The following is a 20756-nucleotide window of genomic DNA, read 5'->3' as shown; positions in this document are numbered from 1 at the left end:
GGCATGGCACACCACGAATCCAAGGGCCCGGTCGGACCGGCGCCGCTTCCGCACAACGTGGTTTACACCACGCTGCACTACGACACCCCGTGGTCGTACGAGAGCTACCTCAAGACCGGCGGTTACGCCGCGCTGCGCAAGATCCTCGAAGAGAAGATCCCGCCGGCCGACGTGATCGAGATGGTCAAGCAGTCCGGCCTGCGTGGCCGCGGCGGCGCGGGCTTCCCGACCGGCCTGAAGTGGTCCTTCATGCCCAAGGGCGACGTGCAGAAGTACATCCTCTGCAACTCGGACGAATCCGAGCCGGGCACCTGCAAGGACCGCGACATCCTGCGCTACAACCCGCACTCGGTGGTGGAGGGCATGGCCATCGCCTGCTACGCCACCGGTTCCACCGTGGGCTACAACTACCTGCGTGGTGAGTTCCACCACGAGCCGTTCGAGCACTTCGAGCAGGCCCTGGCCGATGCCTACAAGCATGGCTGGCTGGGCAAGAACGTGCTGGGCAGCGGCGTGGACATCGACATCTACGGTGCGCTGGGCGCCGGCGCCTATATCTGCGGCGAAGAAACCGCGCTGATGGAATCGCTGGAAGGCAAGAAGGGCCAGCCGCGCTACAAGCCGCCGTTCCCGGCCAACTTCGGCCTGTACGGCAAGCCGTCGACGATCAACAACACCGAGACCTACGGCTCGGTGCCGGCGATCATCCGCAACGGTCCGGAGTGGTTCAAGGGCCTGAGCCTGACCAACAACGGCGGCCCGAAGTGCTTCTCGGTCTCCGGTTGCGTCACCAAGGGCGGCAACTTCGAAGTGCCGCTGGGCACCACGTTCGACACGCTGCTGGAAATGGCCGGTGGCCTGCGCCCGGGCCGCAAGCTGAAGGCGGCGATCCCGGGTGGTGTCTCGATGCCGGTGCTGACCGCCGAGCAACTCAAGGACCTGCCGATGGACTACGACACCATCCGTGCGCTGGGCTCCGGCCTGGGTTCGGGTGCGATCGTGGTGCTGGATGACAGCGTGTGCTGCGTCAAGTTCGCCTGCCGCATCAGCCAGTTCTTCCACAAGGAATCCTGCGGCCAGTGCACCCCGTGCCGTGAAGGCACCGGCTGGATGCACCGCGTGCTGGAGCGCATCGTCGCCGGCCAGGCCACGATGGACGACCTGCACCAGCTCAAGACGGTGGCCGGCCAGATCGAAGGCCACACCATCTGCGCGTTCGGTGAAGCGGCGGCATGGCCAATCCAGGGTTTCCTGCGCCAGTTCTGGGACGAATTCGAGTACTACATCGTCAACGGTCATTCGATGGTTGACGGCAAGAAGGTGGAGGCTGCTGCCGCATGAGCGCGCAACCGGTAAATCCAAACGTGCCGCCGGACCACGTCTCGATCGAGATCGATGGCCAGGCGCTGGTCGTGCCCAAGGGTTCGATGATCATCCAGGCCGCCGACAAGGCCGGCATCCCGATCCCGCGCTTCTGCTACCACGAGAAGCTGCCGATCGCCGCCAACTGCCGCATGTGCCTGGTCGACGTTGAAAAGTCGCCCAAGCCGTCGCCGGCGTGCGCGACCCCGGTCATGGATGGCATGAAGATCCAGACCCGCAACGAGAAGGCACTCAAGTACCAGCGTTCGGTGATGGAGTTCCTGCTCATCAACCACCCGCTGGACTGCCCGATCTGCGACCAGGGCGGTGAGTGCGAGCTGCAGGACGTCTCGCTGGGCTACGGCCGTTCGGTCAGCCGCTTCAACGAGCGCAAGCGCGTGGTGGCCGACGAGGACATGGGTCCGCTGGTCGCCACCGAGATGACCCGCTGCATCCAGTGCACCCGCTGCGTGCGCTTCACCGCCGAAGTGGCGGGCACCTACGAGCTGGGTGGCATGTCGCGCGGCGAGAACCTGCAGATCGGCACCTACGACGGCAAGCCGCTGACCACCGAGCTGTCCGGCAACGTCATCGACGTGTGCCCGGTTGGCGCGCTGACCAACAAGGTGTTCCAGTTCAAGGCACGCCCGTGGGAGCTGACCGCGCGCGAGTCGCTGGGTTACCACGACGCGATGGGCTCGAACCTGTTCCTGCATGTGCGCCGCGGCGAAGTGCTGCGCGCGGTGCCGCGTGACAACGAGCTGGTCAACGAGTGCTGGCTGTCCGACCGCGATCGTTACTCGCACCAGGGCCTGTATGCCGCTGATCGTGCGATCAAGCCGCTGCAGAAGGTCAACGGCGAGTGGAAGGAAGTGAGCTGGGCCGAAGGCCTGGCCGCCGCCCGCGAGATCCTTGACGCCAACCGTGGTGACGACCTCGGCGTGCTGGTGCATCCGTCGACCTCCAACGAGGAAGGCGCGCTGCTGGCTCGTCTGGCCGCCGGCCTGGGTTCGAACAACATCGACCACCGCATCAACAACCGGGACTTCTCCGACGCGCCGGTTGCCGAAGTGTTCGGCGCCTCGCTGGCCGACATCGAGAACGCCGACCGCATCGTCGTGCTGGGTAGCAACATCCGCCACGAACTGCCGCTGCTGCATGCCCGCCTGCGCAAGGCGCAGACCCAGCGTGGCGCGCAGATCTTCGCGGTCAACCCGGTGGAGTTCGACTTCGCCTTCAAGCTGGCCGGCAAGCAGATCGTCGCCCCGTCGCGATTCGTCGAGGCGTTGGGCAACGCACAGCTGGTCGATGCGGTGAAGGGCGGTGCCAACACCGTCATCATCGTCGGTGCGATTGCCGAGAATCACCCGCAGGCCGCCGCGATCCGTTCGGCCGCCAGTGCATTCGCCGCCGCCACCGGCGCCAAGCTGTGCCGCATCCCGCAGGGCGCCAATGCCGTTGGCCTGTCGCGCGTCGGCGTGCTGCCGGCCGGCAAGGACGTCAACGCGATGCTGGCGCAGCCGCGCAAGGCCTACGTGCTGTACGGCATCGAGCCGGGCCTAGACTTCGCCGACACCAACGCCGCCCGCAAGGCGCTGGCCGGTGCCAAGGTGGTGTCCTTCAGCCAGTACGCCTGTGCCTCGACCCGCGACGTCGCCGACCTGATCCTGCCGATCGGCGCGCTGCCGGAGGTCGACGGCACGCTGACCAACCTCGACGGCCGCGAGCAGGTCGCCCGTGCCGGTGGCAAGCTGCAGGGCGAGGCCCGCGAGGGCTGGCGCGTGCTGCGTGCGCTGGGCGGTGACATGCAATTGGCCGGTTTTGGCTTCACCGATCTGGTCGGCCTGCGCGCGAGCATCGCGCCGGTGTCGGTCAAGGTGGCCGCTTCGGCGCAGCCGCAGGTGGCGGGCGAGGGCCTGGAGGTCGCTTCGACCCCGGCCATCTACCGCACCGATGCCGTCGTCCGCCGTGCCCAGGCACTGCAGGCACATCCGCTCAACACCGACCCGCGCATCGTGCTCAATGCCGACGATGCCGCGCGCCTGTCGCTGGGCGAGGGCCAGATGGCAAAGGTCGGCAATGATGCCGGTCGTGCCACGCTGCCGGTGGTGGTCGACGCGCGCGTCGCCGCCGGTACGGTTTGGATTGAATCGGGCCACGGCGCGACCGCGCCGCTGGGTGCCGCACGTGTAACGGTGGTGGCTGCATGAACGAGTTGCTGTTGAACGCGGTCGACCCGCTGCACCAGTGGTTCCTCGCCCTGGGCGACATCGGCATCGTCCTGTGGACGGTGCTGAAGATCCTGCTCATCGCGATGCCGGTGATCATCTCGGTGGCGTTCTACGTGTTGTGGGAGCGCAAGCTGATCGGCTGGATGCACGTCCGCCACGGGCCCATGTACGTGGGCCTCGGCGGCCTGCTGCAGGCCTTCGCTGACGTCACCAAGCTGCTGTTCAAGGAAATCATCGCTCCGGCCAGCGCGCACAAGGCGATGTACGTCATCGCGCCGCTGATCGTGCTGGCGCCGTCGTTCGCGGCGTGGGCGGTGGTGCCCTTCGACTACAAGCTGGTGCTGTCCAACGCCAACGTCGGCCTGCTGTACCTGCTGGCGATGACCTCGCTGGGCGTGTACGGCGTGATCCTGGCCGGTTGGGCGTCCAACTCGAAGTACGCCTTCCTCGGTGCGATGCGTTCGGCCGCCCAGGTGGTCAGCTACGAAATCGCGATGGGCTTCGCATTGGTCGGCGTGATGATCGCCGCCGGCAGCCTGAACCTGACCGACATCGTGCTGGCGCAGAAGGGTGATTCGGGTCTGTTCGACTGGTTCCTGCTGCCGCTGCTGCCGCTGTTCGTCGTGTACTGGGTGTCCGGCGTCGCCGAGACCAACCGCGCGCCGTTCGATGTGGTGGAAGGCGAGTCGGAAATCGTCGCCGGCCACATGGTCGAGTACTCCGGCGGTGCGTTCGCGCTGTTCTTCCTGGCCGAATACGCCAACATGATCCTGGTCAGCTTCCTGATCTCGATCTTCTTCCTGGGTGGCTGGCTGAGCCCGCTGCAGGGTTGGGTCAGCGGCGATGTATCGCCGTGGATCAACTGGATCTGGGACGGTGGCTGGCCGTGGCTGCTGCTCAAGGTGCTGTTCTTCGCCAGCGCCTACATCTGGTTCCGTGCCAGCTTCCCGCGTTTCCGTTACGACCAGATCATGCGTCTGGGTTGGAAGGTGTTCATCCCGCTGACCATTTTCTGGATCGCGGTGACGGCACTGATGGTGTTCTACGGCGTGATCCAGAAGGGCGTTTGATTCATGAATAAGATCACCCACTATTTCAAGAGCCTGCTGCTCCTGGAGCTGCTCGGAGGCCTGTGGCTGACGTTGAAGTACACGTTCAAGCCCAAGTACACCGTGCTGTACCCGATGGAGAAGTTCCCGCAGTCGCCGCGCTTCCGCGGCCTGCACGCCCTGCGCCGTTATCCCAACGGTGAAGAGCGCTGCATCGCCTGCAAGCTGTGCGAAGCGGTGTGCCCGGCGCTGGCCATCACCATCGACTCGGCCAAGCGCGAGGACGGCACCCGCCGCACCACGCGTTACGAGATCGATCTGTTCAAGTGCATCTTCTGCGGCTTCTGCGAGGAAAGCTGCCCGGTGGACTCGATCGTCGAGACCCACATTCTCGAGTACCACTTCGAGAAGCGTGGCGAAAACATCATCACCAAGCCGCAGCTGCTGGCCATCGGCGATCGGCTTGAAACCGAAATCGCCGAGCGCCGCGCCGCCGACGCTGCTTTCCGCTGAGGTCTCGAGATGGATTGGGTAAATATCGCTTTCTGGTTCTTCTCGATCATCGCGGGCATTTCGGCCGCGTCGGTGATTAGCGTGCGCAACCCGGTGTATGCCGTGCTGTGCCTGATCCTGACCTTCTTCTCGGTGGCCTGCGTGTGGCTGCTGGTGGGGGCCGAGTTCCTGGGCGTCACGCTGGTGCTGGTGTACGTCGGTGCGGTGATGGTGTTGTTCCTGTTCGTGGTGATGATGCTGGACATCGATACCACCAACCTGCGTGAAGGCTGGGTGCGCTACCTGCCGGTGGGCCTGGTGGTCGCGGTGGTGATGCTGGTGCAGATGCTGACCCTGATCGGCATCAAGGCCCGCATGGCGCCGTTCCCCGTGGACAACGCCGCCGCGGTCGCCGCGGACACCTCCAACATCACTTGGCTGGCGCGCAGCCTGTTCACCGAATACCTGCTGCCGTTCGAGTTCGCCGCAGTGATCCTGACCGTCGCCGTGGTGGCAGCCGTGATGCTGACCCTGCGCCGCCGTCAGGGCCTGAAGACGCAGAGCCCGACCGAGCAGACCATGGTCAAGGCAAAAGATCGCCTGCGCATCGTCAAGATGGCTGCCGAGAAGCCGGTGGTGCAGGTGCAAGCGAACAACGAAGGTGGCGAGGAGGCCAAGCCATGATTTCCCTGGGCCATATGCTCGCGCTGGGCGCGGTGATGTTCTGCATCTCCGTCGCCGGCATCTTCCTGAACCGGAAGAACATCATCGTGCTGCTGATGTCGATCGAACTGATGCTGCTGTCGGTCAACATCAACTTCATCGCCTTCTCGCGTGAGCTGGGCGGTACCGCCGGCCAGCTGTTCGTGTTCTTCATCCTGACCGTGGCCGCAGCCGAAGCTGCAATCGGCCTCGCGATCCTGGTGACCTTGTTCCGTACTCGCCACACCATCAACGTGGGCGAAGTTGATTCGCTGAAGGGCTGATCCGAGATGGAAATCACTCTCTCCAAGAGTCTGTTGATCGCAGTGGTGCTCGCACCACTGTTCGGCAGCATCATCGCCGGCCTCTTCGGACGCCAGGTCGGGCGCAAGGGCGCCCAATACATCACCATCCTCGGCGTGGCGATCAGCTTCGTGCTGTCCGCACACACGCTGTACCAGCTGCTGTGGGGTGGGGCGCAGCCGTTCAACCAGAACATCTACACCTTCTTCGAGGTCGGCCAGTACGCGGCCCACGTCGGCTTCATGATCGATCGCATGACCGCCATGATGATGGTGGTGGTGAGCTTCGTATCGCTGCTGGTGCACATCTACTCCATCGGCTACATGTCCGAGGACGACGGCTACCAGCGCTTCTTCAGCTACATCTCGCTGTTCACCTTCTCGATGTTCACGCTGGTGATGAGCAACAACTTCCTGCAGCTGTTCTTCGGCTGGGAAGCGGTGGGTCTGGTGTCGTACCTGCTGATCGGCTTCTACTTCAAGAAGCCCAGCGCCATCTTCGCCAACATGAAGGCCTTCCTGGTCAACCGCGTCGGTGACTTCGGCTTCCTGCTGGGCATCGGCGGCATCCTGTGGGCGTTCGGGACGCTGGACTACGCCACCGTGTTCGCCAATGCCGGCACCGTGCTGGGTACCGATGCCACCGGCCATGCCATGGTGCAGCTGATCGGTGACCACCAGTGGTCGATCGCCACCGTGATCTGCATCTGCCTGTTCATCGGCGCGATGGGCAAGTCGGCCCAGGTGCCGCTGCACGTGTGGCTGCCGGACTCGATGGAGGGCCCGACCCCGATCTCGGCGCTGATCCATGCTGCGACGATGGTGACCGCGGGCATCTTCATGGTCACCCGCATGTCGCCGCTGTTCGAGCTGTCGCAGACCGCGCTGGACTTCATCCTGTTCATCGGTGCGACCACGGCCTTCTTCACCGGCCTGATCGGCATCGTGCAGAGCGACATCAAGCGCGTGGTTGCCTACTCGACGCTGTCGCAGCTGGGCTACATGACCGTTGCCCTGGGCGTGTCCGCCTACTCGGGCGCCGTGTTCCACCTGATGACCCACGCCTTCTTCAAGGCGCTGCTGTTCCTGGGTGCCGGCTCGGTGATCATCGGCATGCACCACGAGCAGAACATGCTGAAGATGGGCGGCCTGCGCAAGTACATGCCGATCACCCACATCACCATGTGGATCGGTACGCTGGCCCTGGTCGGCACCCCGTTCTTCGCGGGCTTCTACTCCAAGGACACCATCATCGAAGCCGCCGCGCACCACGCGCAGCATTCGTCCAGCTGGGTGGCCACGTATGGCTACTGGGCGGTGCTTGGTGGCGTGATCGTCACCAGCTTCTACAGCTTCCGCCTGCTGTTCCTGACCTTCTTCGGCAAGGAGCGCTTCCGTGACGCGCACGATGACCACGGCCATCACGGCCATGGCCACGATGACCACCACGGTCACGGCGCCCACGAGCCGCACGAGTCGCCGTTGGTGGTGACGGTGCCGCTGATCCTGCTGGCCATCCCGTCCATCCTGATCGGCTTCTTCACCATTGGCCCGATGCTGTTCGGCACCGGCTGGGAGGGTCATGCCGCCGAGGGTGGCGTGCCGGGCCAGGCCATGTCGTTCTTTACCGGCATCGTCGATTTCTACGACCCGGCACGCGACACCATCGCCGCCGTGGGCAAGGAGTTCTGGCACGGCTCGGTGGCCTACGCGCTGCACGGCATGATGATGCCGGCGTTCTGGCTGACGGTTGCGGGCTTCATCCTGGCGTGGGTGTTCTACGTCTGGAAGCCGGAACTGGCCGGTCAGGCGCGCAAGAACCTGGCACCGCTGGTTTCGGTGCTGGAAAACAAGTACGGCTTCGACAAGCTCTGGATCGACGGCTTTGCCGGCGGTGGTGTGCAGCTCGGCAAGGCCGCCCGTGCCGTGGACAGCACGGTCGTCGACGGTGTGGCGGTGAATGGTTCGGCCCGTCTGGTCGACCTGGCTGCCAACCTGCTGCGCCGCACCCAATCCGGTTTCCTCTACCACTACGCCTTCGCGATGATCATCGGCCTGATTGCCCTGCTGGGCCTGCTGATGCATTTCTGGCGTTGACCTGTACGGAATAGAAGACGTGTCGAACTGGCCCCTACTTAGTGTTCTCATCTGGCTGCCGATCATCGGCGGTGCGTTGATCCTCGCCGTGCGCAACGCCCAGGCCGCCCGTTGGGCGTCGCTGGCGGTGGCATTGCTCACCTTCCTGTTGAGCCTCGGCCTGCTCAGCGGCTATGACCGCGGCGGCGCCGACGTGATGCAGTTCGTCGAGCAGCATCCGTGGATCCCGGCCTTCGGTATCGGCTACAACCTCGCCGTCGATGGCATCGCCATCGCGCTGGTGCTGCTGACCACCCTGGTCGGCGTGCTGGCCCTGATCGGCGCCTGGGGCGTGGTCGACAAGCGCGTGAACCAGTACGTCGCCGCCTTCCTGATCCTGGAAGGCGTCACGGTCGGCATCTTCGCCGCCACCGACGCGATGCTGTTCTACGTGTTCTTCGAAGCCATGCTGATCCCGATGTTCCTGATCATCGGCGTCTGGGGCGGCCCGCGTCGCATCTACGCGGCCATGAAGTTCTTCCTGTACACCTTCCTCGGCTCGGTGCTGATGCTGGTGGCGCTGATCTACCTGTACCTGAAGGGCGGCAGCTTCCAGCTGGCCGACCTGTACCAGCTGCAGCTGTCGGCCAAGGAACAGACGTGGATCTTCTTCGCCTTCCTGATCGCCTTCGCGGTCAAGGTGCCGATGTTCCCGGTGCACACCTGGCTGCCGGATGCGCACGTGGAAGCGCCGACCGCCGGTTCGGTGATCCTGGCTGCCATCGCGCTGAAGATCGGTGGCTACGGCTTCCTGCGCTTCAACCTGCCGATCGTGCCGGACGCCAGCGCCGAGTGGGCATGGCTGGTGATCGCGCTGTCGCTGGTGGCGGTGATCTACGTCGGCCTGGTCGCGATGGTGCAGGACGACATGAAGAAGCTGATCGCCTATTCGTCGGTCGCACACATGGGTTTCGTCACCCTCGGCACGTTCACCGCGCTGTGGCTGGTGCGTGAGGCCGGCAACGCCGACGCCGCCCGCCTGGGCCTGCAGGGCGCCATGGTGCAGATGATCTCGCACGGCTTCGTGTCCGGTGCGATGTTCTCCTGCGTGGGCGTGCTGTACGACCGCATGCACAGCCGCCGCATCGCCGATTACGGCGGCGTGGTCAACGTGATGCCGTGGTTCGCCACCTTCGCGTTGCTGTTCTTCATGGCCAACTCGGGCCTGCCGGGTACCAGCGGCTTCGTGGGTGAATTCATGATCGTGCTGGCGTCCTTCCAGTGGAACCCGCTGGTGGCACTGGGTGCGGCGACCACGCTGATCATCAGCGCCGCGTACTCGCTGTGGCTGTACAAGCGCGTGTTCTTCGGCGAGGTGGGCAATGCCCATGTGGCCGAACTGAAGGACATCAACGGTCGTGAATGGCTGGTGTTGGGTGTGTTCGCCGTCGGCACGCTGGTGCTGGGCTTCTATCCCAAGCCGCTGACCGACCTGATGGAGCCGTCCATCGCCAAGCTGGCGATGCAGATCGCATCGAGCAAGCTGCTGTAAGCGGCCCGTCGAGAGTATTGATTCCAGGATTTGATGATGACAACGCCGACGCTTCTGCCGTTGACCACCGCCGACCTCCCGCCGTTGCTGCCAGAACTGGTGGTGATTGGTGGCGCCTTTGCCCTGCTGATCCTCGATCTGTTCATCAGCAACCGGCACAAGGTCTGGACCCACTTCATCTCGGTGGCCGTGCTGGCCGTCGCCTTCGGCCTGCTGCTGGGTGGCGTGGGCGGGCAGGGTGAGGTGTTCCATGGCATGTTCATCCGCGACAACGCCGCCGACATCATGAAGACGGTGGTGGTGCTGGTCAGTGGCCTGAGCCTGATCTACGGCTGGAGCTACCTGCGCGAACGTAACCTGTACCAGGGCGAGATCCCGGTGCTGATCCTGTTCGCCACCGCCGGCATGATGATCCTGGTGTCGGCCGGCAGCCTGCTGATGGTCTACCTGGGCCTGGAGCTGCTGGCGCTGTGTTCGTATGCGCTGGTTGCCAGCAACCGCGAGAACAAGCTCGCCGCCGAAGCCGGCATGAAGTACATCGTGCTGGGTTCGCTGGCCTCGGGCCTGCTGTTGTACGGCATGTCGCTGATCTATGGCGCCACCGGCTCGCTGCACCTGGACGTCATCCACGGCGCCATCGCCCATTCCGACGAGCGCCTGCTGTTGCTGACCGGCGCGGTGTTCATGGTCGCCGGCGTTGCCTTCAAGCTGGGCGCCGCGCCGTTCCACATGTGGCTGCCGGACGTGTACCAGGGCGCCCCGGCGCCGATCGCGCTGTTCATCAGCTCGGCACCGAAGCTGGCCGCGTTCGGCATGGCTTACCGCCTGCTGGAAATGGGCGTGGGCCCATTGTCGACCGAACTGCAGTATGTGCTGGCCGGCCTGGCCGCGCTGTCGCTGATCGTCGGCAACCTGATGGCTATCGCGCAGACCAACCTCAAGCGCATGCTGGCCTACTCCACGGTCTCCCACATCGGCTTCCTGCTGATGGGCGTTGCCGGTGGTGGCGAGCAGGGCTATTCGGCCGCGATGTTTTACGCGGTGGCTTACGCCATCATGTCGACGGCTTCGTTCGGCGCGATCATCGCGCTGTCGCGTGCCGGCTTCGAGGCCGAGAACATCGAGGACTTCAAGGGCCTGAATGCCCGCAGCCCGTGGATGGCCGGTCTGGTCCTGTGCATCATGGCGTCGCTGGCCGGTATCCCGCCGTTCCTGGGTTTCTGGACCAAGCTGGCGGTGCTGGGTGCTGCAATCAACGGCGACCTGCTGTGGCTGGCCATGGTCGGCGTGATCTGCGCGGTGATCGGTTGCTTCTACTACCTGCGTGTCATCAAGGTCATGTACTTCGATGAGCCGGTGGGCGAGGCGCTGCCGCGCAACAACGACCGCATCCTGGGCATCGTGCTGGGCGTGAATTCGGTCCTGCTGCTGTTCCTGCCGCTGGGCCTGGGGCCGATCCTGCAGTGGATGCGCACGGCATTTGCACATTTGTCGTAATAATTTTCAAAAAACAGTTACACAAAGATGTGAATCGTGTAATATTCACATCCTGATTTGACGGCAGCAACGCGACGCGGCGCTGCCGGAATCACCGGAAGGTGGTTCGCCGGGGAGTCAATTCCTCGGGTTTCTCCGGAAGATCGGAGAAACAAGTGAAGTAAATAAGGGTTGCAATCTGATCCAAGTTACTTCATAATTCCGCTTCTGCTGCGGGGTGGAGCAGTCTGGCAGCTCGTCGGGCTCATAACCCGAAGGTCGCAGGTTCAAATCCTGCCCCCGCTACCAGCTTCGGTTTCTGCGACAATGTCGATTGAAGCCAAAGTCTGGGCTCGCAAGAACGTTTGCTTCCGTTCTTGCAACCGGAATCCAGTCACCGGATTTCAACCGGACAAAGGGCCCAATAGGGTCCTTTGTTGTTTCCGGACAACGGAAAATCCCGGCTGGGTGGTACCAGTCCCCATTTACCGAACCAAGGCAGGCTGTGAGCGACAAGGCTACTGAAATCGCGAATCTGCTGGGCCCCACCGTGCAAGCGCTGGGGCTCGATTTGTTGGGCGCCGAGTATCTGCCGGCCCCCGGCGGTGCAACCCTGCGCCTGTACATCGACGTGCCGCTGGCCGAACAGCCCGAGCGCATGGTCAATGTCGACGACTGCGAGCGGGTCAGCCGCGAAGTGTCGGCGCAACTGGACGTGGAAGACCCGATCAGCGGCAACTACACGCTGGAAGTCTCCTCGCCGGGCGTGGACCGTCCGTTGTTCACGCTGGAACAGTTCGAGCAGCAGCTTGGCCAGTCCGCCAAGGTCGGCCTGAAGCTGCCGCAGGAGAGCCGCCGCCGCCTGCAGGGCGAGATCGCCGCGGTGGACCACGCGCAGGGCACCGTGACGTTCATCGTCGACGGCAAGCCGTTCGTGGCCGCGTTCGACAACATCGACAAGGCACGCATCATTCCGGACTGGGCCGCACTGGGCCTGGCGCCGACCAAACCCGCCGGCCCGGCCCCGAAGAAGGGCGACAAGGCCAAGAACAAATCCAATAACGAAACGGCGGCCAAAAAGCCGCGCGCGGAGTGAGCCGATGAGCAAGGAACTTTTGCTGGTAGTTGACGCAGTCGCCAACGAGAAGGGCGTGCCGCGCGAAGTGATTTTCGACGCGATCGAAGCAGCGCTCGCCTCCGCGGCGAAGAAGCGTTACATCGACCAGGACGTGCTGGCGCGCGTGTCGATCAACCAGAAGGACGGCAGCTACGAGACCTTCCGTCGCTGGGAAGTGGTCGCCGACGACGTGGTGATGGAATCGCCGGACCGCCAGATCCGCATGATGGACGCGATCGACGAGGCCGATGGCGTCGAGATCGGTGACTACATCGAAGAACAGATCGAGAACCCGGATTTCGGCCGCATCGCCGCCCAGGCCGCCAAGCAGGTCATCGTGCAGCGCGTGCGCGAGGCCGAGCGCCAGCAGGTGGTCGATGCATGGAAGGATCGCGTCGGCGAGCTGGTCACCGGCGTGGTCAAGCGTGCCGAGCGCGGCAACATCTACGTGGACCTGGGCGGCAACGCCGAGGCCTTCATCCCGAAGGACAAGGGCATCCCGCGCGACGTGCTGCGCGCCGGCGACCGCGTGCGCGGTTACCTGGCCGAAGTGCGTTCGGAGCCGCGTGGTCCGCAGCTGTTCATCAGCCGCGCTGCCCCGGAATTCATGATCGAGCTGTTCAAACTCGAGGTGCCGGAAGTCGGCCAGGGCCTGGTGGAAATCAAGGCCTGTGCCCGCGACCCGGGCGACCGTGCCAAGATTGCCGTGCTGGCCCATGACAGCCGCACCGATCCGATCGGCGCCTGCATCGGCATGCGCGGTTCGCGCGTCCAGGCCGTGTCCAACGAGCTCAATGGCGAGCGCGTGGACATCGTGCTGTGGAACGAGAACCCGGCCAACTTCGTCATCAATGCGATGGCGCCTGCCGAAGTGCAGTCGATCATCGTCGATGAAGAGAAGCATTCGATGGACCTGGCCGTGGCCGAAGACCGCCTGGCCCAGGCTATCGGCAAGGGCGGCCAGAACGTGCGTCTGGCCAGCCGTCTGACCGGTTGGCAGCTGAATGTGATGACCCAGGACCAGGTGACCGCCAAGTCCGAGGCCGAGCAGGCCGTCGCCCGTCAGCTGTTCATGGACAAGCTGGAAGTGGACGAGGAAATTGCCGGCATCCTGGTGTCCGAAGGTTTCGGCACCGTGGAAGAAATCGCGTACGTGCCGGTCGGCGAGCTGCTGGCCGTGGAAGGCTTCGACGAGGACATCGTCGAGGAACTGCGTGCCCGCGCCCGCGACGCGCTGCTCAACGAGGCGCTGGCCGTGGAAGAGGGCGCCGAGGGCGGCGTGCCTGCGGATGACCTGCTGGCATTGAAGGGCATGGATGAAGCAACCGCGTACGCGCTGGCCGGTCATGGCGTGCGTACGAGTGAGGATCTGTCGGACCTGGCTGCCGACGAGATCCTGGAGTTCGGTATCGAGGGTATGGATCTTGAGCGCGCCGCAGCGCTGGTCCTCGCCGCCCGCGCCGAGGAGATCGCCCGCCTGGAGCGCGGCGAATGAGCCAGCGATGAACAGTGCCCTGAGCCGCTCAGGGCGTAGACTCCGCGCTGCCTTCGTTCGTGTCGAGGGGGCGCCAACAAGATCATAGGATCCGAATGTCGCAGCAAACCACCATCCGCAAGCTCGCCGAACTGGTCAACACGCCGGTCGAGAAACTGCTGGAGCAGCTGGCCCAGGCCGGCATGAAGTTCAGCGGTCCCGACCAGGTCGTGACCAGCACCGAGAAAGTGAAGCTTCTGGGATTCCTCCGCCGTTCGCACGGCAAGGATGAGTCGCCCGCCGACGAGGGTGCCGAAGGCGCCCCGAAGAAGATCACCCTGGCCCGTCGCAAGCACCAGGAAGTGACGGTCAATGCCGGTCGCAGCAAGACCACGGTCAACGTCGAGGTGCGCCAGAAGCGTACCTACGTCAAGCCGGAAGGTGGCAAGCCTGCGATGACGCCGGACGAGGAGCGCGCCGAAATCCTGCGCAAGCTCGAGGAATCGCGTCAGCGCAATCTCGACGAGCAGCGCATGCTGGCCGAGAAGGACCGTGCCCGCGACGAGGAAATCGCCCGCCAGAAGGCGGCCGAGGACGCCGAGCGCCAGCGTATCGAAGCCGAGCGCATCGCCGCCGAAGAAGCGGCCAAGGCCAAGCTTGCAAAGCCGGCGGCGACCGAGGCAGCAAGCGAGCCGGTGGCCAAGGCGCCGCGTCATGCCGCGGCACCGGCTGCACCGCGTGCGCCGATCCGCGAGGATCGCGCACCGTCGTCGCATGCCAAGCCGGGCAAGGCACGTGGCACGCAGGGCGCGGACAACGATGGCGGCAACCGTTTCGGTGGCCAGCTGCACCTGTCGGCATCGGACCGTGCGCGTCGCGGCAACAGCAACAACAATAATTCGCGTGGTCGCCCGGGCAGCCGTGCGCCGCAGGGCCGTCGTGGCAATGAACAGTCGCGTGGCGGCGGTGGCAGCCATGGCTTCGAGCGTCCGACCGCACCGGTCGTGCGCGAGATCGCCATCGGCGAGACCGTTACCGTTGCCGATCTGGCGCAGAAGCTGGCCCTGAAGGGCGGCGAAGTGGTCAAGGCGTTGTTCAAGATGGGCGTGATGGCCACCATCACCCAGTCCATCGACCACGACACCGCCGTGCTGGTGACCGAAGAGCTCGGCCACAAGGCCGTGCGCGCGGACACCAACGATGCCGAAGACGCACTGCTGGCCATCACCGATGCCGACCAGGGCGACGCCGTGCCGCGTCCGCCGGTGGTCACCATCATGGGCCACGTCGACCACGGCAAGACCTCGCTGCTGGATTACATCCGCCGCACCAAGGTCGCCAATGGCGAAGCCGGTGGCATCACCCAGCACATCGGTGCCTACCACGTGGATACGCCGAAGGGCGTGATCAGCTTCCTGGATACCCCGGGCCATGCCGCGTTCACCTCGATGCGTGCCCGTGGCGCGCAGCTGACCGACGTGGTGGTGGTGGTCGTAGCCGCCGACGACGGCGTCATGCCGCAGACCAAGGAAGCCATCCAGCACGCCCGTGCCGCCAACGCGCCGATCGTGGTGGCGATCAACAAGATGGACAAGTCCTCGGCCGACCCGATGCGGGTCAAGAACGAACTGCTCGCCGAGCAGGTCGTGGCCGAAGACTTCGGTGGCGATACGCAGATGGTGGAAATCTCCGCCAAGACCGGCCAGGGCATTGATGACCTGCTGGACGCGATTTCGATCCAGGCCGAACTGCTTGAGCTGAAGGCCGTGGCCGAAGGCCGCGCGGCGGGCGTGGTAATCGAGTCCTCGCTGGACAAGGGCCGTGGCCCGGTCGCGACGGTGCTGGTGCAGCAGGGTCAGCTCAAGAAGGGTGACTACCTGGTGTGCGGCATCCAGTACGGCCGCGTGCGTGCGCTGTTCGACGAGACCGGTCGCCAGGTGGCCGAAGCCGGCCCGTCGATCCCGGTGCAGGTGCTGGGTCTGTCCGGCGTGCCGGAAGCGGGCGATGATTTTGTCGTCGTTGAAGACGAGCGCCTGGCCAAGGATGTCGCCCAGCAGCGTGAGACCAAGCGCCGTGAATCGCGTCTGGTCGCCACCGCGGGCAGCCGCATGGAAGACATCATGGCGCAGCTGGGCAAGGGCGAAGGCCAGCAGGTGTTGAACCTGCTGATCAAGGCCGATGTCCAGGGTTCGGTGCAGGCACTGAGCCAGTCGCTGGTGGGCCTGTCCAACGACGACATCCGCATCAACGTGATCCACTCCGGCGTGGGCGGCATCACCGAGTCGGACGCCAATTCGGCCGCCGCTTCCAAGGCCACCGTGATCGGCTTCAACGTGCGTGCGGATGCTTCGGCCCGTCGCATCATTGAATCCAATGGCGTGGACCTGCGTTACTTCTCGATCATCTATGACGTGATCGACCAGGTGAAGCAGGTGGCCTCCGGTCTGCTCGGCGTGGAAATCCGCGAAGAGATCATCGGTATCGCCGAGGTCCGCGACGTGTTCCGCAGCTCGAAGCTGGGCGCGATCGCCGGCTGCATGGTGGTCGAGGGCGTGGTCAAGCGGAACAAGCCGATCCGCGTGCTGCGCGACAGCGTGGTGGTGTTCGAGGGCGAACTGGAATCGCTGCGCCGCTTCAAGGAGAACGTCGAGGAGGTTCGCAACGGTACCGAATGCGGTATCGGCGTGAAGGCCTACAACGATGTGAAGGCCGGCGACCAGATCGAATGCTTCGAGCGCATCGAAGTGCCGCGTACGCTGTAATCGCACCACGGACCGGTCCGCCCCATGGCGGGCCGGTCCCGCTTCATCAACGCAATATTCAAACGAGCCAGAAAACGTGCCAAAGACTTTCCACCGTACCGACCGAGTTTCCGCGCAGATCCGTCGTGATCTGGGCACGCTGGTGCATGCCGCCGTGCGTGAGCACGGGCTGCCATCGGTCAGCGTCTCGGACGTGGAGGTCACCCGCGACATGGCCCATGCCAAGGTGTTCGTCACCGCACTGATGCCGGAACGCTCGGCCGAGGCGGTGAAGGGCCTGCGTGAGCTGTCGGTGGAGCTGCGCATGGCGCTGGCCCGGGCAATGAAGCTGCGGCACGTGCCGGAGCTGCATTTCCACTACGACGACTCGGTGGACCGCGGCGAGCGCATCGACAACCTGCTGCGCGACCTGTCGGACAAACATCCGCCGTCGAGCTCCGACGAAGAGTGAAGCAGCAGCCCGCAAGGGCTGTTGTCATATCTGGCCGGCGCCACGCACGGCGCCGATGATTTCCTGATTCCCGTCCGGCATTGCCGTGCCGGCCCGAGTAGGGTGTTGCATGCGTCCCCGTATTTCATTCCGTCGCCTGGATGGCATCGTCCTGCTCGACAAGCCCGCCGGCATGAGCTCCAACACCGCGCTGCAGGTGGCGCGCCGCCTGTTCCGTGCCGAGAAGGGGGGGCATACCGGCAGCCTGGACCCGCTGGCCACCGGCCTGCTGCCGTTGTGCTTCGGCGAGGCGACCAAGATTGCCGGGCTGCTGCTGGGCTCGGCCAAGGCCTACGACGCTCAGATCGCGCTGGGGCGTACCACCGATACCGACGATGCCGACGGGGTCGTGCTGCGTGAGCGCCCGGTGCCGGCCATCCCCCGACAGGCACTGGACGCGGCGCTGGCGACCCTGACCGGGCATATCCGCCAGCGCGCCCCGATCTATTCCGCGCTCAAGCAGGGCGGGGAGCCGTTGTATGTGAAGGCCCGGCGCGGGGATGCCATCGAGGCCCCGGAGCGGGAAGTCCACGTACAGGCCATCGAGGTGCTGGCGCAGGAGAGCGAGCAGCTGTCGCTGCGCGTGACCTGTGGTTCGGGCACCTATATCCGCAGCATTGCCAGGGATCTGGGCGAACTGCTGGGCTGCGGGGCGCACATCACCGCGCTGCGCCGCCTGTGGGTGGAGCCGTTCCTGTCGCCGCGGATGATCGGGCTGGATGCGCTGCGGGAAGTGGCCGAGAGCGGCGATGAGGCGGCGCTGCTGCAATGGCTGCTTCCGATCCAGGACGGGCTGGTCCACTTTGGCCGGGTTGATCTGGATGAGGGGCAGGCGGCCCGGTTCTGCATGGGTCAGCGTCTGCGCAATCCGGCCTGGCCGGTCGGGCTGGTGGCGGTTTTCGGGGCGGAAGGTGCTCCGCTGGGACTGGGCCAGGTGGAGTCCGACGGCCGCCTGGCACCGCAGCGCCGGTTCAATCTCTGAATGGGACAGGCGCCGAACCCTGACGCGCCTTGTGGCAAATGGTTGAGGTCGTTACAATTTTGCGGCCCTTGTAGGGGCACCCTCCGGCCGTCGGCCGGGGTTCTATCAATCGGCGAGCTGCGCGGTGCGTCCAGTACGTTCCTGCCGGCCACGCATCCAAGAGAAAACACGAAATGTCGATCGACACCCAGAAGGTTATTGAAGCCAACGCCCGCGGCACCAACGACACCGGTTCGCCGGAAGTCCAGGTGGCCCTGCTGACCGCCCGCATCGAACTGCTGACCGGCCACTTCAAGGAACACAAGAAGGACCACCACAGCCGCCGTGGCCTGCTGCAGATGGTCAACCGCCGCCGCAGCCTGCTCGACTACCTGAAGAAGAAGGACGTCGAGCGCTACAAGGCGCTGATTGAAAAGCTCGGCCTGCGCCGCTAATAGACTTCCCGCCGCGGCGCAGCGATGCGCCGCGGTTTTGTTTTTGCAGTTTCAAAATCGCAGTAGATCGGCCGGACCCGCCCGGCCACCCGATGACGGCAAGGGTCGTCAGCGGTCCATCTGATGAAGCATTTCAAGGATTCCCCGTGGCAAAAATCACCAAAACCTTCCAGTACGGCAAACACACCGTCACGCTTGAGACCGGCGAAATCGCCCGTCAGGCAAGCGGCGCCGTCATCGTCAAGATGGACGACACCGTGTTGCTGGTCACTGCCGTCGCCGCCAAGAGCGCGCGCGAAGGCCAGGACTTCTTTCCGCTGACCGTCGACTACCAGGAAAAGTTCTACGCCGGTGGCCGTATCCCGGGTGGCTTCTTCAAGCGCGAAGGCCGTGCGACCGAGAAGGAAACGCTGATCTCGCGCCTGATCGACCGCCCGATCCGCCCGCTGTTCCCGGAAGACTACAAGAACGAAGTCCAGATCATCGCCACGGTGATGTCGCTGAACCCGGAAGTGGACGGTGACATCGCCGCCCTGATCGGTGCCTCGGCGGCGCTGTCGCTGGCCGGCACCCCGTTCAAGGGTCCGATCGGCGCCGCCAAGGTCGGTTACAAGGACGGCCAGTACATCCTCAACCCGACCGTGTCGGAGCTGAAGGAATCGCAGCTGGAGCTGGTGGTCGCGGGTACCGCCAATGCCGTGCTGATGGTCGAATCCGAAGCCGCGCTGCTGTCCGAGGAAGTGATGCTGGGCGCCGTGACCTTCGGTCACCGCGAAATGCAGAAGGTCATCAACGCGATCAACGAGCTGACCGTCGAAGCCGGCACCAAGCCGAGCGACTGGGTTGCCCCGGCCAAGAACACCGCGCTGATCAGCGCGCTGCAGGAAGCCGTTGGTGGCAAGCTGGGCGAAGCCTTCCAGGTGCGCGACAAGCTGCAGCGCCGCGACGCCATCGCCGCGATCAAGAAGGACGTGCTCGAGTCGCTGGCCGGCCGCGTTGCCGCCGAAGGCTGGAACCCGGCCGAGCTGTCGAAGGAATTCGGCGAGCTGGAATACCACACCATGCGTGACTCGGTGCTGGCCACCAAGGTCCGCATCGACGGCCGTGCACTGGACACCGTGCGCCCGATCACCGTGAAGGCCGGCGTGATGCCGCGCACCCACGGCTCGGCGCTGTTCACCCGCGGCGAGACCCAGGCCATCGTGGTCACCACGCTGGGCACCGCCCGTGACGGCCAGGTCATCGACGCCGTCGCCGGTGAGTACAAGGAAAACTTCCTGTTCCATTACAACTTCCCGCCCTACTCGGTGGGTGAGTGCGGCCGTTTCGGCGCGCCGAAGCGCCGCGAGATCGGCCACGGCCGTCTGGCCAAGCGCGGCGTGCTGGCCGTGATGCCGACCCTGGAAGAGTTCCCGTACACCATCCGCGTGGTGTCGGAAATCACCGAATCCAACGGTTCCTCGTCGATGGCCTCGGTCTGCGGTTCGTCGCTGGCCCTGATGGACGCCGGCGTGCCGGTGAAGGCTCCGGTGGCGGGTATCGCCATGGGCCTGGTGAAGGAAGGCGACAACTTCGTCGTGCTGTCGGACATCCTGGGTGACGAAGATCACCTGGGCGACATGGACTTCAAGGTGGCCGGTACTTCGGAAGGTGTCTCTGCGCTGCAGATGGACATCAAGATCGAAGGCATCACCGAAGAGATCATGAAGAAGGCGCTGGAACAGGCCAAGGCCGGCCGCCTGCACATCCTGGGCGAAATGGCCCATGCGCTGACCGCCCCGCGTGCCGAGCTGTCGGACTACGCGCCGCGCCTGCTGACCATCAAGATCCACCCGGACAAGATCCGCGAAGTGATCGGCAAGGGTGGCTCGACCATCCAGGCCATCACCAAGGAAACCGGCACCCAGATCGACATCCAGGACGACGGCACTATCACCATCGCCTCGGTGAACAATGCCGCCGCCCAGGCCGCCAAGGCCCGCATCGAGCAGATCACCTCGGACGTCGAGCCGGGCCGCATCTACGAAGGCAAGGTCGCCAAGATCATGGACTTCGGTGCGTTCGTCACGATCCTGCCGGGCAAGGACGGCCTGGTCCACGTGTCGCAGATCTCCAGCGAGCGCGTCGAGAAGGTCGGCGACAAGCTGAAGGAAGGCGATGTGGTCAAGGTCAAGGTGCTGGAAGTCGACAAGCAGGGCCGTATCCGCCTGTCGATGAAGGCCGTGGAAGAAGGCGAGGGCACCCCGGCCGAGTAA

The 20756-nt window shown here is 64.7% G+C and carries 16 protein-coding genes and 1 tRNA gene; all 17 read left to right on the top strand.

Annotation, left to right across the window (positions count from 1 at the left end):
- Positions 1-3 precede the first annotated feature (3 nt).
- On the top strand, positions 4-1341 hold the full coding sequence (nuoF, locus tag ATCM_RS09795) for an NADH-quinone oxidoreductase subunit NuoF (protein WP_132864346.1): 1338 nt from the start codon (positions 4-6) through the stop codon (positions 1339-1341).
- Positions 1338-3572, top strand: coding sequence for an NADH-quinone oxidoreductase subunit NuoG (gene nuoG, locus ATCM_RS09790; RefSeq protein ID WP_132864345.1), 2235 nt, complete (start codon positions 1338-1340; stop codon positions 3570-3572). Before nuoF ends, nuoG begins: the two co-directional genes overlap by 4 nt.
- Positions 3569-4663 carry an NADH-quinone oxidoreductase subunit NuoH gene (gene nuoH / locus ATCM_RS09785; RefSeq protein ID WP_132864344.1) on the top strand — a complete coding sequence of 365 codons (1095 nt, stop codon included), beginning with the start codon at positions 3569-3571 and terminating at the stop codon, positions 4661-4663. Before nuoG ends, nuoH begins: the two co-directional genes overlap by 4 nt.
- A gap of 3 nt (positions 4664-4666) precedes the next feature.
- Positions 4667-5155, top strand: coding sequence for an NADH-quinone oxidoreductase subunit NuoI (gene nuoI / locus ATCM_RS09780; RefSeq protein WP_132864343.1), 489 nt, complete (start codon positions 4667-4669; stop codon positions 5153-5155).
- Between the two features lie 9 nt (positions 5156-5164).
- Positions 5165-5818: an NADH-quinone oxidoreductase subunit J gene (locus ATCM_RS09775; RefSeq protein WP_132864342.1), complete on the top strand. Its 654-nt coding sequence runs from the start codon at positions 5165-5167 to the stop codon at positions 5816-5818.
- Complete coding sequence (nuoK, locus tag ATCM_RS09770; RefSeq protein ID WP_132864341.1) at positions 5815-6120, top strand: NADH-quinone oxidoreductase subunit NuoK; 306 nt, start codon at positions 5815-5817, stop codon at positions 6118-6120. Before ATCM_RS09775 ends, nuoK begins: the two co-directional genes overlap by 4 nt.
- 6 nt (positions 6121-6126) lie before the next feature.
- Positions 6127-8235 (top strand): NADH-quinone oxidoreductase subunit L, encoded by a 2109-nt coding sequence (nuoL, locus tag ATCM_RS09765; protein ID WP_132864340.1) that lies wholly within the window; start codon positions 6127-6129, stop codon positions 8233-8235.
- A gap of 19 nt (positions 8236-8254) precedes the next feature.
- Complete coding sequence (locus ATCM_RS09760) at positions 8255-9766, top strand: NADH-quinone oxidoreductase subunit M (RefSeq protein WP_132864339.1); 1512 nt, start codon at positions 8255-8257, stop codon at positions 9764-9766.
- Positions 9767-9802: 36 nt separating this feature from the next.
- Positions 9803-11263 carry an NADH-quinone oxidoreductase subunit NuoN gene (gene nuoN, locus ATCM_RS09755; RefSeq protein WP_132864338.1) on the top strand — a complete coding sequence of 487 codons (1461 nt, stop codon included), beginning with the start codon at positions 9803-9805 and terminating at the stop codon, positions 11261-11263.
- Positions 11264-11474: 211 nt separating this feature from the next.
- Positions 11475-11551, top strand: a tRNA-Met gene (locus tag ATCM_RS09750).
- A gap of 196 nt (positions 11552-11747) precedes the next feature.
- Positions 11748-12338, top strand: a complete 591-nt coding sequence (gene rimP, locus ATCM_RS09745) for a ribosome maturation factor RimP (RefSeq protein ID WP_132864337.1) — start codon at positions 11748-11750, stop codon at positions 12336-12338.
- A 4-nt stretch (positions 12339-12342) separates the two neighbouring features.
- On the top strand, positions 12343-13854 hold the full coding sequence (gene nusA / locus ATCM_RS09740) for a transcription termination factor NusA (RefSeq protein ID WP_132864336.1): 1512 nt from the start codon (positions 12343-12345) through the stop codon (positions 13852-13854).
- A gap of 95 nt (positions 13855-13949) precedes the next feature.
- On the top strand, positions 13950-16595 hold the full coding sequence (gene infB, locus ATCM_RS09735) for a translation initiation factor IF-2 (RefSeq protein WP_132864335.1): 2646 nt from the start codon (positions 13950-13952) through the stop codon (positions 16593-16595).
- 76 nt (positions 16596-16671) lie between these two features.
- Entirely contained in the window at positions 16672-17046 is a 375-nt protein-coding gene (rbfA, locus tag ATCM_RS09730) for a 30S ribosome-binding factor RbfA (RefSeq protein ID WP_132864334.1), read from the top strand.
- 109 nt (positions 17047-17155) lie between these two features.
- Positions 17156-18067, top strand: a complete 912-nt coding sequence (truB, locus tag ATCM_RS09725; RefSeq protein ID WP_132864333.1) for a tRNA pseudouridine(55) synthase TruB — start codon at positions 17156-17158, stop codon at positions 18065-18067.
- Between the two features lie 173 nt (positions 18068-18240).
- A complete protein-coding gene (gene rpsO, locus ATCM_RS09720; protein ID WP_132864332.1) occupies positions 18241-18501 on the top strand; it encodes a 30S ribosomal protein S15 in 261 nt (86 codons plus the stop codon).
- A 146-nt stretch (positions 18502-18647) separates the two neighbouring features.
- Entirely contained in the window at positions 18648-20756 is a 2109-nt protein-coding gene (pnp, locus tag ATCM_RS09715) for a polyribonucleotide nucleotidyltransferase (RefSeq protein WP_132864331.1), read from the top strand.

This window comes from Stenotrophomonas sp. ATCM1_4 (assembly GCF_004348115.1).
Taxonomy (GTDB): Bacteria; Pseudomonadota; Gammaproteobacteria; order Xanthomonadales; family Xanthomonadaceae; genus Stenotrophomonas; species Stenotrophomonas capsici.
This window is presented reverse-complemented; position numbering and strand designations above follow the sequence as displayed.